Origin of the sequence: Aeromonas sp. Lyrl_2 (assembly GCF_051948815.1) — a bacterium.
Taxonomy (GTDB): Bacteria; Pseudomonadota; Gammaproteobacteria; order Enterobacterales; family Aeromonadaceae; genus Aeromonas; species Aeromonas veronii.
Genome location: NZ_JAYJLJ010000008.1, coordinates 50,982 through 63,421, shown reverse-complemented (window position 1 = coordinate 63,421; position 12,440 = coordinate 50,982). Strand labels below are relative to the sequence as shown.

The 12,440-nt window shown below is 61.4% G+C and carries 11 protein-coding genes; 7 read left to right on the top strand and 4 right to left on the bottom strand.

Going from position 1 to position 12,440, the window contains the following annotated elements:
* Positions 1-44: 44 nt before the first annotated feature.
* From VF684_RS08945 to VF684_RS08920, 6 genes are all read left to right on the top strand, one after another.
* A complete protein-coding gene (locus VF684_RS08945) occupies positions 45-587 on the top strand; it encodes a cupin domain-containing protein (RefSeq protein ID WP_005339643.1) in 543 nt (180 codons plus the stop codon).
* A gap of 124 nt (positions 588-711) precedes the next feature.
* Positions 712-2,208, top strand: coding sequence for an aldehyde dehydrogenase (locus VF684_RS08940; RefSeq protein WP_139441134.1), 1,497 nt, complete (start codon positions 712-714; stop codon positions 2,206-2,208).
* Positions 2,209-2,335: 127 nt separating this feature from the next.
* Positions 2,336-2,506: a hypothetical protein gene (locus VF684_RS08935; RefSeq protein ID WP_005341999.1), complete on the top strand. Its 171-nt coding sequence runs from the start codon at positions 2,336-2,338 to the stop codon at positions 2,504-2,506.
* 125 nt (positions 2,507-2,631) lie between these two features.
* Positions 2,632-3,528 (top strand): EamA family transporter RarD, encoded by an 897-nt coding sequence (gene rarD / locus VF684_RS08930; protein WP_005356175.1) that lies wholly within the window; start codon positions 2,632-2,634, stop codon positions 3,526-3,528.
* A 180-nt stretch (positions 3,529-3,708) separates the two neighbouring features.
* A complete protein-coding gene (locus tag VF684_RS08925; protein ID WP_139441133.1) occupies positions 3,709-5,328 on the top strand; it encodes a methyl-accepting chemotaxis protein in 1,620 nt (539 codons plus the stop codon).
* 122 nt (positions 5,329-5,450) lie between these two features.
* On the top strand, positions 5,451-6,560 hold the full coding sequence (locus tag VF684_RS08920; RefSeq protein ID WP_193556825.1) for a YeeE/YedE thiosulfate transporter family protein: 1,110 nt from the start codon (positions 5,451-5,453) through the stop codon (positions 6,558-6,560).
* 79 nt (positions 6,561-6,639) lie between these two features.
* On the opposite strand, the gene ompA is transcribed toward VF684_RS08920, so the two are convergent.
* Complete coding sequence (gene ompA, locus VF684_RS08915; RefSeq protein ID WP_100647095.1) at positions 6,640-7,734, bottom strand: porin OmpA; 1,095 nt, start codon at positions 7,732-7,734, stop codon at positions 6,640-6,642.
* Between the two features lie 125 nt (positions 7,735-7,859).
* Positions 7,860-8,426, bottom strand: coding sequence for a TetR/AcrR family transcriptional regulator (locus VF684_RS08910; RefSeq protein WP_139441132.1), 567 nt, complete (start codon positions 8,424-8,426; stop codon positions 7,860-7,862).
* A 76-nt stretch (positions 8,427-8,502) separates the two neighbouring features.
* Here VF684_RS08910 and VF684_RS08905 point away from each other — a divergent pair, with 76 nt between their 5' ends.
* Entirely contained in the window at positions 8,503-8,955 is a 453-nt protein-coding gene (locus VF684_RS08905; RefSeq protein ID WP_440174172.1) for an HPP family protein, read from the top strand.
* Between the two features lie 43 nt (positions 8,956-8,998).
* Here VF684_RS08905 and ilvA read toward each other — a convergent pair whose 3' ends face one another.
* Positions 8,999-10,519, bottom strand: a complete 1,521-nt coding sequence (ilvA, locus tag VF684_RS08900) for a threonine ammonia-lyase, biosynthetic (protein ID WP_139441131.1) — start codon at positions 10,517-10,519, stop codon at positions 8,999-9,001.
* A gap of 3 nt (positions 10,520-10,522) precedes the next feature.
* Complete coding sequence (gene ilvD / locus VF684_RS08895; protein WP_139441130.1) at positions 10,523-12,364, bottom strand: dihydroxy-acid dehydratase; 1,842 nt, start codon at positions 12,362-12,364, stop codon at positions 10,523-10,525.
* Positions 12,365-12,440: the final 76 nt, after the last annotated feature.

Below are 12,440 nucleotides of genomic sequence, written 5' to 3'. Positions count from 1 at the left end.
TAACACAATTTTAATAATAGTAAACAGTCAAGGAGTGTCTATAGATGGATATCGGTCACCGCCTCAAGGCGGTTCGCACCAAGGCAGCCCTCTCCCAGCGCGAGCTGGCCAAGCGCTCCGGTGTGACCAACGGATTTATCTCCCAGATCGAGAAAAATCAGGTGAGCCCCTCTGTCGCCTCCCTGCGCAAGGTGCTGGAAGGCATCCCCATGTCGCTGGCCAGCTTCTTCACTGAAGAGACCGAAATGGGCACCGAAGTGATCTTCCGCGCCGCCGATATGCCGGATCTCGGCACCCATCCCATCAGCTACCGGCTGGTTGGGCACAGCCGCGCCAACCGCGCCATCGGCATGTTGCAGGAGGTGCTGCCACCGGGCGCCGACACCGGCGACGACATGCTGAGCCACGAGGGTGAAGAGTGCGGCATCGTCATCAAGGGCGAGGTTGAAGTGACCGTGGGCGAGCAGATCTACCTGCTGGGCGCCGGGGATGGCTACTACTTCGACAGCCGCACCCCCCACCGTTTTCGCAATAGTGGCGAACAGGAGTGCGTGCTGATTTCGGCCAACACCCCCGCCAGTTTCTGACATTCAGACGCGCATCGGCAGGGGAGCAATGTTTAATGAATTGTTACAAGATGGATTTACAAGCGGCAAGATGTTTAGCATATTGATACGCGGAAACTGACTTTTGCCGGTTCAAGGAGTGAACATGAGTGACCTGACCCTGGCCCAGTGGCAACACAAGGCCGCCCATCTGACCCTGCCCTCGCAAGCCTTTATCAACGGCAGCTATCGGGATGCCGTCAATGGCGCCACCTTCGATTGCATCAACCCGGCCAACGGCAAGCTGCTGACCAAGGTGGCAGCCTGCGATGCCGCCGATGCCGAACTGGCGGTACAGGCTGCGCGTGACGCCTTCAACGACAAGCGTTGGAGCGGCCTGCCGCCGAAACAGCGCAAACAGATCATGCTGCGCTTCGCCGAGCTGATGCGCCTCAACAAGGTTGAGCTGGCGCTGCTGGAGTCGCTGGATATGGGCAAACCCATCGGCGATGCCATGGGCTATGACGCCCCCGCCGCCGCCAACTGCATCGCCTGGAACGCCGAAGCCATCGACAAGATTTACGATCAGGTCGCCCCGGTGGAGGAATCCGCCCTGGCACTGGTGACCCGCGAAGCGCTCGGGGTGGTCGCCGCCATCGTGCCATGGAACTTCCCGCTGGTGATGGCCTGCTGGAAGCTGGGCCCGGCGCTCGCTACCGGCAACTCGGTCATTCTCAAGCCTTCCGAAAAATCCCCCCTGACCGCCCTGCGCATCGCAGGTCTGGCCAAGGAGGCGGGTATTCCTGACGGCGTGTTCAACGTGCTGCCGGGCTTCGGTCACACCGTGGGCGAGGCGCTGGCCATGCATATGGATGTGGACTGCATCACCTTCACCGGCTCCACCAAGATCGGTAAACATCTGGTGGAGTGCTCCGGCAAGTCCAACCTCAAGCGCGCCTTTATGGAGTGCGGCGGCAAGAGCCCCAACATCATACTGGCCGACGCACCGGATCTGGACGCCGCGGCCAAGAGCGCCGCTGGCGCCATCTTCTATAACCAGGGCGAGGTGTGCACCGCAGCCTCCCGCCTGCTGGTGCAAAACAGCATCAAGCCGCAATTTATGGAGCGACTGCTGGCCCATGCCCGCGAGTGGATCTCGGCCAACCCGCTCGACCCTGCGACCCGTATCGGCGCCATAGTGGATCACATCCAGATGGAGCAGGTGCTGCGCTATATCGAGATTGGCAAGCAGGAGGGGGCCAAACTGCTGCTGGGCGGCAACCGCACCAATATGGAGAGTGGTGGCTTCTATATCGAACCCACCATTTTCGACGACGTGACCCCGCAGATGCGCATCTTCCGCGAGGAGATCTTCGGCCCTGTGCTGGCGGTGACCGGCTTCGATACGCTGGAAGAGGCCATTGCGCTGGGTAACGACACCGACTACGGCCTGGCCGCGGCGATCTGGACGGCGGATCTCAACAAGGCGGTGAAAGGCTCCCGCGCCCTGCGCGCCGGTACCGTGTTCGTCAACAACTGGGACGGTGGCGACATGACCATGCCGTTTGGCGGCTTCAAACAGTCCGGCAACGGTCGCGACAAGTCACTTCATGCGCTGGAGAAGTACACCGAGCTGAAAAGCACCTGGATTCAGCTGGAATAACACGACAAAGCAGCACTATCGGATCAAAAAGGGGGGAGAAATCCCCCTTTTGCATTTTTGGCCTTCCATCACCGGGCTCAATCCTTATAATGATAAAAAAGCCAACATGTTAAATATAAAGACAAAAATGCTATTTTTTCTGGGAAGCGTACTTTTTCTGGTGATCGGTTTGCCCCTGCTGTTCTTCGTGCTGGGGCACGGCGAGGCCTACGTGACCTGGGGCCCCTGGATCTCCGCCATCGCCCTGATGTTGTGGCTGTTGATGGACGTCGACAAGATCCGCCGCGGTAAGGGCTGACCGGCCAGTCACCCTCCTCCTATCCCTCAAACTTTGTTTATTCGCTTCTTTCCCCGCAAAAGGATCGCTACACTGATTTTTTGCGATGTTTTCCCGCATCCAACGCTTCAGTAAAGGTCATCCGCATGCCGCAACAGATCCAGCGTCAGGGCGTCATCTACGCCCTGTGCGCCTATACCCTTTGGGGCATAGCCCCCATCTATTTCAAGACCATCTCTGCCGTCCCGGCCGCCGAAATCCTGACCCACCGGATGATCTGGTCCTGCGTGCTGCTGATGGTACTCACCCTGGCAGGGCGCCAGTGGCACAAGGTGCAGGCGGTGCTGCGCCAGCCAAAAGTGTTGCTCACCCTGGCATTTACCTCGGTCACCGTCGGCGGCAACTGGCTGCTGTTCATCTGGGCCATCAACAACGGCCATATGCTGGATGCCAGCCTCGGCTACTACATCAACCCGCTGTTCAACGTACTGTTGGGAATGGTGTTTCTGAGCGAGAAACTGCGCCGCCTGCAGTGGTGGGCGGTGGCGCTGGCCTTTGCCGGGGTGGCGATCCAGCTTATCGCCTTTGGCTCCTTGCCCTGGATTGCGCTGGTGCTGGCATCGAGTTTTGCCATCTATGGACTGGTGCGCAAAAAACTGGCACTCGATGCTCTCACCGGTCTGCTGATCGAAACCATGATCATGCTGCCGCCTGCGGCCATCTATCTGTGGGGCTTTGCCGACAGCCCCACCAGCCATCTCACCCAGAACGACTGGCACCTCAACCTGCTGCTGATCGCCGCAGGCGCCGTCACCACGGCCCCCCTGCTCTGCTTCACCGCCGCCGCGACACGGCTCAAGCTCTCCACCCTGGGCTTCTTCCAGTACATAGGCCCCAGCCTGATGTTCATCCTCGCCGTCACCCTCTATGGGGAAGCACTGGCGATGGACAAACTGCTCACCTTTGCCTGCATCTGGAGCGCGCTGGTGCTGTTCAGTCTGGATGGGCTGCGCAGCGGCAAAGCCGCGCCAAGCCGGACCTGACACCGCCTCACCACCATCGACCCCGGCTCATCAGCCGGGGTTCTTTTTCGTGCCACCGGCGGTTTTCAGACTGCTAATCCCCCTTCTCCAGAGCCGACTGACCATCAACAGACCACACCCGAGTCTCACTATCCCGCCAGAGAGCTATGCTATCCATGAACGGAGCCGAATGGAGGCAACATGCTCAAGCACATTCACGACAGATCCCTGCTTTTTGGTCAGGTTCTGGGGATCATGGTCATTATCACACTGATCTCCATCAGCTTTTTCGGGCTTTACTCGGTCCGGAGCGCAGCCGATCAGATGGGAGAGGGGAAGGATGTGGTAGCCGATATTCTGCCGCCGCCTCTCTACCTCATCGAATCCCAGTTGCAGGTCTACACCCTGCTCCATGCCAAACCGGAGGAGCGGGAGGCCCTGCTGCAAACCCTCGCCCGACTGCAGCAAGAGTTCGAGAGCCGTAACCGTTTCTGGCAAGAGAGCAGCCTGAACGAGCCCCTCAGGGAGCTGCTGCTGGGGGAGCAAAAAGTGCAGGGGGAGCTGTTCTGGCAGTTGCTCAACGACAAGTTTGTCCCCGCCATCAAGGCGGGGGATCTGGCGCAGGCGGGCGCGATTGCGGCGCGCCTGCACACCCTCTATAACGCCCACCGGCTAGGGGTGGACGCCACCGTCATCCGCGGTAACGAGTATGCCGCCGAGCAAATGGCCCATCTCGCCAACACCACTCGACTCTGCTACGGCCTGCTGTTGTGCGCTGCACTGCTGGGGGCCGGGCTCATCTTCTGGCTGGGACGCCCCACCCAACAGCGACTGCTGGCCGCAGGCAAGGCGACCGCCGCCATCGCCGAAGGGGAGTTGAACCGCCCCATGCCGGAGCCGGGCCTTGATGCCATCGGCGAGCTGATCCGCCAGATCGGGGCAATGCGTGACCAGCTGGCAACCCTGGTGGAGTCACTGCAGCGCAGCGCCAGTACGCTGGATGATCGCGCCACCAGCCTGACCGCCATGGCACAACGGCACACCGATGACAGTCAGGCTCAGGTCGGGGCAGCCCACCATATCGAACAGGCCATTGAACAGCTCACCCACTCCATTGAACAGGCGGGTAGCCAGCTGCATCAGGTGGGGGAGCAAACCCTGCAGTCAGCAGAGCGGGCACAAGAGGCGACACTCGCCATCCACACCGTGGAACAGGTGATCGGGGAGCAAGTCACGGGAGTGAAGCAGGTCTCCCATACCATTTCGGATCTGGCTGGCCTCTCGCAGCAGATTGCCGGGCTGGCGGGCGCCATTCACGATATTGCGGAGCAGACCAATATGCTGGCGCTGAACGCCGCCATTGAAGCGGCGCGGGCAGGTGAACAGGGACGCGGTTTTGCCGTGGTGGCCGATGAAGTGCGCTCGCTGGCGACCCGCACCGGCAGCGCCACCACCGAGATCAACACCATCATCGGCAAGATCCAGGATGTCAGCCTGCGCGCCGCCAGCGAGATGGATACCGAGCTGGCCCGGGTCGAACAGGCGGTCACTCACACGATGACAGCGCGCCAGAGCGTCGCCCGGATCGCGCAGAGCTGCGAGGAGATCAACCAGCGCATCACTCAGGTCGATCAGTTGATGAGCGATGAGACCCGGCTGGTACAAGGGATCCACCATCAGGTCGGCGAGATGTCGCGGTTGGCGGCCGAGGCCAACCAAAGCGCCAGTCAGGCCGCCGAAGAGGCGACCATGGTCGCCCAACACGCCCGCATCCTGACCAGGCAGACTCACCACTTCCATCTCGACACCACCCGCCATTGATCTCCGGCGCTGACGGGTGTCAGCGCCCCCCTTTTTCTCTGCATTGACTAAATGGGTAGCATTGGACTCCACGAGGGAATAGGATCCGCCCCTCTGAAAACCAACTTCAAGGATCAACAGACATGAATCGAAAATGGTCGCTCCCCATCGTGGCAATCGCGGGGGGAGCGTTACTCTGGCTTGGCAACACCTTTGGTATGAAATGGGCTCTGATGGCCTTGATCGGATTCGGCTTCGGCTTCACCCTCTCCTTCAGCCGCTTCGGCATCGTCTTCGGTTGGCGCGAAATGCTGACCAAGCGCAACAGCTACTATGTGCGGGTTCACCTGCTCACCATCGCCATCGAAATTCTGCTGTTCACCACCTTCCTCTCTTTTAGCCACGCCCTGTTTGGCGATGCCATGGTAGGTAACGTGATGGCTATCGGCATTCCCTTCATCGTCGGTGCCTTCCTGTTCGGCATCGGCATGCAGCTGGCAGGCGTCTGTGCCACCGGCACTCTTTACTGCTGCGGCGAGGGACAACCCCGCTTCTGGCTGGTGCTGATCTGCTACGGCATCGGCACCCTCATCAGCAACCAGTTCCGCCCCGAACTGGAGGCTACCTTCTCCAGCCATGTGGTGCTGGCCAAGGATTTGACCGGCAATATCTGGAGCGGCATGCTGCTCAATCTGGCGCTGGTCGCTGCGCTGTTCCTGCTGTTTCGCAACAGCGAACTCAAGCGCACCGGGGAGCTCAAGCCCCTCTTCAGCGGTGGCAACCTGTTCTGGCGCGATGGCCGCTTCACCGTGCTGACCGGCGGCATCATCATAGCTCTGCTCAACTCGTCCGTGGTCGCTCTGCACGGCTCGGCCTGGACCATCACAGGCGCCGTCTATGACATGGCGCTGCGCGGTGCCTCCCTGTTTGGCCTGTTCGAGGGGAACCCCAAGCTGGCCCAGCCACTCTTTATCAACCCCATGGTCGGCATGTTCTGGCTCGGTATTCTGGGGGCAATGCTGGCGCGCAGCCTGAGCGGTGGCGGCAACTTCACCCCGATGCGGATCGGCAACAGTCTGGCCTCCATCATCGGCGGCCTGCTGATGGGGATGGGCGCCATGTACGCCGCCTGCAACCTCGGCGGCTTCTTCGACGGCACCGCCTCTGGCAGCCTGCACGGCTGGGTCTGGATGCTGATGGCCCTGGCGGGCAGCCTCATCGGCATTCGCCTGCGCCCGCTGTTCGGGCTCTGAGGCACGACATCGTAAACACCCCATAAGAAACGGGAGGCCAAGCCTCCCGTTTTTACATTTATTGCTCCCGTCGCTCTGCTTATTGGACAGGCTGGGAAACCCCTTCCAGATGGATTTCTACCCGGCGATCCGGTGCCAGACAGGCGATCAGCTCCTGTTTGGAGCGGCTGGCACAGCTGCTGCCAGTGACCGGATTGGCCTTGCCACGCCCCTCAACCCGTACCTTGTCGGCATACAAGCCTTTGGATACCAGATAGCTGGCCACACTCTGGGCCCGCTTCTCGGATAGTGCCAGGTTGTAGTTGTCGGAACCGATGCGGTCGGTATAACCGATGACAGTTGCGACGCCATCTTTCGGATTGGCCGCCACAATCTGGCTGAACAGGGCATCGAGCGCCTGATTGGCAGCCGGTTTCAGGGTCGCCTTGTTGAACTCGAACAGCACATCGGAACTCAGACTGAAGGTCTTGGGCTCAACCACGGCTACAGGTGCCGGTTCGGCGGCCGGAGCGGGAGCCGGTGCTACGACCTCGCCACCTTGCTGACCGAAGCGATAGAGCATCCCGAACGAGATCAGGCCGTTATCCATCTCGATGCCGGAGCGATCGAGAGAGGCATCTCCCAGCGGCGTGGTGTACTGGTACTCCAGACGGGCAGCCCAGTCACGATCGATGGCGTATTCGGCACCCAGCGCACCAACGAAGGCGGCGCCATGCTTCTTGCCGGTCTCGCTGGTATTGGCGAAGCTGATCTCGCTATCCGTCCAGGCATAAGCACCGCCCAGTCGGCCATAAAGATCGAGCACGTTCGTTGCCGGGAAGCTGATCTTCATGGTGGCCTGAATCATCTGGCTCTTGGCTTCGGTCTTGAGGGTATTGGCGCCAGTGCCCGAAGTGGTGTCGTATTTGCCAAGCCAGTCATAACCCAGCTCGAAACCCAGGTTGGGGTTGAGCTGGTAACCGGCGAACAGGCCCAGACCCAGATCATCCGTGTTCTCGCTGGTATTACCCAACGTCTGGGCAATCGACTCGGCATACTGGTTGTGGTCAACGCCATAGTAATTGGACCAACCGGCCTTGCCACCGACATACCAGGTATTGTCCTGAGCGGCGGCCTGCACGGCCCCGGCTGCCAGCAAACCACTGACCAATACGGCAAGCATGGATTTATTCATATTTTCGCCTCTGCAATAAGTCGTTATGGGCGCCTGAGTGCGCACTCTCCCTGTGTGAAGCCGTCAGGCGGCCTCTCCGTTATTCAGGGTATCCCATCCGAACGCAGCCTCAAATGACCAGCAGCTCAGGAGTGTGAAGCAGCCTGCATTATCGCGGTATCGTCGGCCAAAATGGTCTTTGCCAGTATTCTGGCCTGCTCCAGCGCCAGTGGCTGTTGATAGCTGTGGGCCATCACGATCGCCCCCTCCAGCAGCAGGCAAAGCCCGGTCGCCTGACCCAGAGAGCAATTGAGCTGATTTATCACCCAACCCAGCAACGCCTGCTTGTGCGCCATCACCAGCTTGCGCACCGGATGACGCGGGTCGGCAAATTCGGCGCTGGCGTTGATAAAGTTGCAGCCATAGAAATCAGAGCGGCCAAACCACTCTGCAAAGCCGTCAAACAGCGCCTGCAGGCGGGCGTCACGTCCGCTCACACCGGCCAGCCGTTGGTCAAGCAGGGCGAAGAACTCCCGGTCACGAGCGAGCAGCACCTCCTCAATCAAGGCATCCTTGGTCGGGAAGTGGCGATAGAGGGTACGCTTGGTACTCCCCGCCTCGGCCCAGATGCGATCTATGCCGGTGGCATGAAAGCCATGACGGTTGAACAGACGGTAGGCCGTCGCCACCAGTTGTTGACGCTTCTCACTCATGATTTGCCTCTTGAAGTACACCGATCTGTCTACCTAATGTGCCTAATCAGTTCTGGCAAACCAAGAGGAAAGCATGATGACAAAATGGTATGGCCCGTTATGGGCAGGTGTGGGCGCCGCACTCACCATCGGCATATTGGGATGGCTCAATCTGAGCTGCCATGTCGCGCTAGTCATGGCACCTTTCGGGGCCAGCTGTGTGTTGTTGTTTTCCCTGCCAGATAGTCCGCTGGCGCGCCCCAAAAACGTGCTGGGCGGTCACCTGCTGACGGCCTGCGTCGGACTGGTTATCGGCCTGCTTTCGCTCCCCGCTGAAGTGCAGATGGCTCTGGCAACCGGGCTGGCCATCGCCCTGATGCAGGGACTGAATATCCTCCATCCTCCGGCGGGCGCCAATCCCTTGCTGATCCTGATGACGGGACAAGAGCCAGCCTTCCTGTGGCAAACGGTACTACCCGGAACCCTGCTACTGATGGTGCTGGCCTACGGATTTCAATGGCTCAGACAAAAGTGGCCAATTGCAGCCTAAAAACAGAGGGAGGCCAACGCCTCCCTCCTTCTTCATCGCGCCATCAACTGGCCAGAAACAGCCGGTAGGCGGGGTCGTCGCTCACCTCTTTCCAGCCGTAGCCAATCTCGTGCAGGTAGTCGTGGAAGGCTGCTACGTCCTCGTCCGGCAGCTCGAAGGCGCAGAGCACCCGGCCGTAGTCGGCACCGTGGTTGCGGTAGTGGAACAGGCTGATGTTCCAGCGACAGCCGAGGGTCTCCAGAAAGCGCATCAGGGCGCCCGGTTGCTCCGGAAACTTGAAGCTATAGAGACGTTCGCCGAGGGGCCGGGCCGGGCGGCCGCCAATCATGTAGCGCACGTGGTTCTTGGCCAGCTCGCTTTCGGTCATGTTGACCACCGGGTAGCCGTTGCCGCCGAGCTGATCGATGATCTGACTGAGCTCCTCGTCACCACCGGTGAGGCGCACCGAGACGAACAGCGACGCCTGCTCGGCATCGGCGTAGCGATAGTTGAACTCGGTCACCATGCGCGGCCCGAGTTGACGGCAGAAGTCGAGGAAGGCCCCTTTGCGCTCGGGGATGGTCACCGCCAGCATGCCCTCGCGCTTCTCGCCAATCTCGCAGCGCTCCGACACGTAGCGCAGGCTGTGGAAGTTGACGTTGGCACCGGACAGAATGGCCGCCATCCGGCCACCCCTGACCTGCTCCCGCTCGCTGTAGGCCTTGAGGCCCGCCAGCGACAGGGCCCCCGACGGCTCGGCAATGGCACGGCAGTCGTCGAAGATGTCTTTCAGCGCGGCGCAGATCTGGTCGTTGGAAACGGTCACCACCTCGTCCAGATACTGATTGCAGAGGCGGAAGGTCTCCTCGCCGATGCGCTTGACCGCCACCCCGTCCGCAAACAGCGAGACCCGCTCCAGATTGACCGGTTCACCGGCCGCCATGGCAGCCTTGAGACAAGCGGAACCCTCCGCCTCCACCCCGATCACCTTCACATCCGGCAGCAGCTGTTTGATGTAGACCGCCACCCCGGCGGCCAGACCGCCGCCCCCCACCGGCACGAACACGTGAGTGAGGTGGGTATCCTGCTCCAGCAGCTCCTTGCCGATGGTGCCCTGCCCGGCGATCACCTCGACGTCATCAAACGGCGGGATCAGGGTGTAGCCCTCCAGCGTGGCGAGGCGGCGACTCTCGCCGTAGGCCTCGTCGAAGCTATTGCCAAACAGCATGACGTTGCCGCCCTGCCGGCGCACCGCGTCGATCTTGATGTCCGGCGTGGTCTTGGGCATCACGATGATCGCCTTGATACCGAGCTTGGCGGCCGACAGGGCGACCCCCTGCGCGTGGTTACCTGCAGAGGCGGCGATAACGCCGCGCGCTTTCTGCTCCTCGGTCAGGGTGGCGATCTTGTGGTAGGCGCCGCGCAGCTTGAAGGAGTGGACCGGTTGCAGATCCTCCCGCTTCAGGCTGACGTGGTTGCCGAGCCGCTCGGAGAGTTTCTTCAGGGTTTGCAAGGGGGTGACCCGCGCCGCCTCGTAGACGGGGGAGAGCAACACCTTGCGTAGATAATCCGCCGCAGAGACCATGATTTATTCCCCCAGCATTGAGCGATCGCGCACCGCGCCTTTATCGGCGCTGGTGGCGAACATGGCGTAGGCGCGCAGGGCAAAGGAGACCTGACGCTGACGATCGAGCGGCTTCCAGCCCCGAGCCTCTACGGCGATACGGCGGGCGGCCAGCACGCTGTCGGCCACCTCCAGCACCATGCTGCGGGCCGGGATGTTGATGCTGATGATGTCGCCATCCTCCACCAAACCTATGGTGCCGCCAGAAGCGGCTTCCGGCGAGACGTGGCCGATAGAGAGGCCCGAGGTGCCGCCGGAGAAGCGGCCATCGGTGATCAGGGCGCACGCCTTGCCCAATCCCATGGATTTCAGATAGGTGGTGGGGTAGAGCATCTCCTGCATGCCTGGGCCCCCTTTCGGCCCTTCGTAGCGGATCACCACAACCTCGCCCGCTTTCACGGTGCCGTCGAGGATGCCGCTCACCGCGCTCTCCTGACTCTCGAACACCCGGGCCGGACCACGGAAGGTGAGGTTCTCCTCATCCACCCCGGCGGTCTTGACGATGGCGCCGTTGACCGCGAGGTTGCCGGAAAGCACGGCAAGGCCGCCCTCCTGGCTGTAGGCGTTGTCCAGCGAGCGGATGCACCCTTCGGCTCTGTCCAGATCCAGCTCCGGCCAGCGGCAATCCTGGCTGAACGCCTTGGTGGTGCGGATGCCGGCCGGGCCAGCGCGGTAGAAGTCCACCACCTCCTGACTCGGCTGGCGGCTGACGTCATATTCATTGAGCTGTTCGACGAGGGAGCAACCCAGCACGGTGCGGGTATCCCCATGCACCAGACCCGCTTTCTCCAGCTGGCCCAGAATGGCGACCACTCCACCGGCGCGGTGCACATCTTCCATATGGTACTTCTGGGTGGAGGGTGCCACCTTGCAGAGCTGCGGCACCTTGCGCGACATGCGGTCTATATCGGCCATGGTGAAGTCGACGCCCGCCTCCTGCGCCGCCGCCAGCAGGTGCAGCACGGTATTGGTGGAGCCGCCCATGGCGATATCGAGCGCCATGGCGTTCTCGAACGCCGCCTTGGTGGCGATATTGCGCGGCAGGGCGGTCTCGTCATCCTGTTCATACCAGCGCTTGGCCAAAGTCACGATGCGCTGACCCGCCAGCTTGAACAGCTGCTCGCGATCGGCGTGAGTCGCCAGCATGGAGCCGTTGCCCGGCTGGGAGAGGCCGAGCGCCTCGGTCAGACAGTTCATGGAGTTGGCGGTGAACATGCCGGAGCAGGAGCCGCAGGTGGGGCAGGCACTGCGCTCCACCTGTTCGCTCTGGGCGTCCGACACCTTGGGGTCGGCGCCCTGGATCATGGCATCCACCAGATCCAGCTTGATGATCTGGTCGGAGAGCTTGGTCTTGCCCGCTTCCATCGGGCCGCCGGAGACAAAAATGACCGGGATGTTGATGCGCAGGGCGGCCATCAGCATCCCCGGAGTGATCTTGTCGCAGTTGGAGATGCAGACCATGGCGTCGGCGCAGTGGGCGTTGACCATGTACTCCACCGAATCGGCGATCAGCTCGCGCGATGGCAGGGAGTAGAGCATGCCGCCGTGGCCCATGGCGATGCCGTCATCCACGGCGATGGTGTTGAACTCCTTGGCAACACCACCCGCGGCTTCGATTTCGCGCGCCACCAGCTGACCCAGATCCTTGAGGTGGACGTGGCCCGGCACAAACTGGGTGAAGGAGTTGACCACGGCGATGATGGGCTTGCCGAAATCCTGATCGGTCATTCCGGTGGCACGCCACAGGGCGCGGGCCCCGGCCATGTTACGTCCGTGGGTGGTGGTGGCGGATCTCAACTTCGGCATTGTCTCTACTCCCTGAATGCCCATATGGGCTCGATGCGTTATGCGGTGATGATACGAGTGGATCGGAATCGACCCT

What these genes read in the sequence shown, in the direction of transcription:
- VF684_RS08945 (WP_005339643.1), top strand. Translation starts at nt 45, where the DNA reads ATGGATATCGGTCACCGCCTCAAGGCGGTTCGCACCAAGGCAGCCCTC.
- VF684_RS08910 (WP_139441132.1), bottom strand. Translation starts at nt 8,426, where the DNA reads ATGAGTGAGAAGCGTCAACAACTGGTGGCGACGGCCTACCGTCTGTTC.
- VF684_RS08920 (WP_193556825.1), top strand. Translation starts at nt 5,451, where the DNA reads ATGAATCGAAAATGGTCGCTCCCCATCGTGGCAATCGCGGGGGGAGCG.
- VF684_RS08940 (WP_139441134.1), top strand. Translation starts at nt 712, where the DNA reads ATGAGTGACCTGACCCTGGCCCAGTGGCAACACAAGGCCGCCCATCTG.
- rarD (WP_005356175.1), top strand. Translation starts at nt 2,632, where the DNA reads ATGCCGCAACAGATCCAGCGTCAGGGCGTCATCTACGCCCTGTGCGCC.
- VF684_RS08925 (WP_139441133.1), top strand. Translation starts at nt 3,709, where the DNA reads ATGCTCAAGCACATTCACGACAGATCCCTGCTTTTTGGTCAGGTTCTG.
- ilvD (WP_139441130.1), bottom strand. Translation starts at nt 12,364, where the DNA reads ATGCCGAAGTTGAGATCCGCCACCACCACCCACGGACGTAACATGGCC.
- ilvA (WP_139441131.1), bottom strand. Translation starts at nt 10,519, where the DNA reads ATGGTCTCTGCGGCGGATTATCTACGCAAGGTGTTGCTCTCCCCCGTC.
- ompA (WP_100647095.1), bottom strand. Translation starts at nt 7,734, where the DNA reads ATGAATAAATCCATGCTTGCCGTATTGGTCAGTGGTTTGCTGGCAGCC.
- VF684_RS08935 (WP_005341999.1), top strand. Translation starts at nt 2,336, where the DNA reads ATGCTATTTTTTCTGGGAAGCGTACTTTTTCTGGTGATCGGTTTGCCC.
- VF684_RS08905 (WP_440174172.1), top strand. Translation starts at nt 8,503, where the DNA reads ATGACAAAATGGTATGGCCCGTTATGGGCAGGTGTGGGCGCCGCACTC.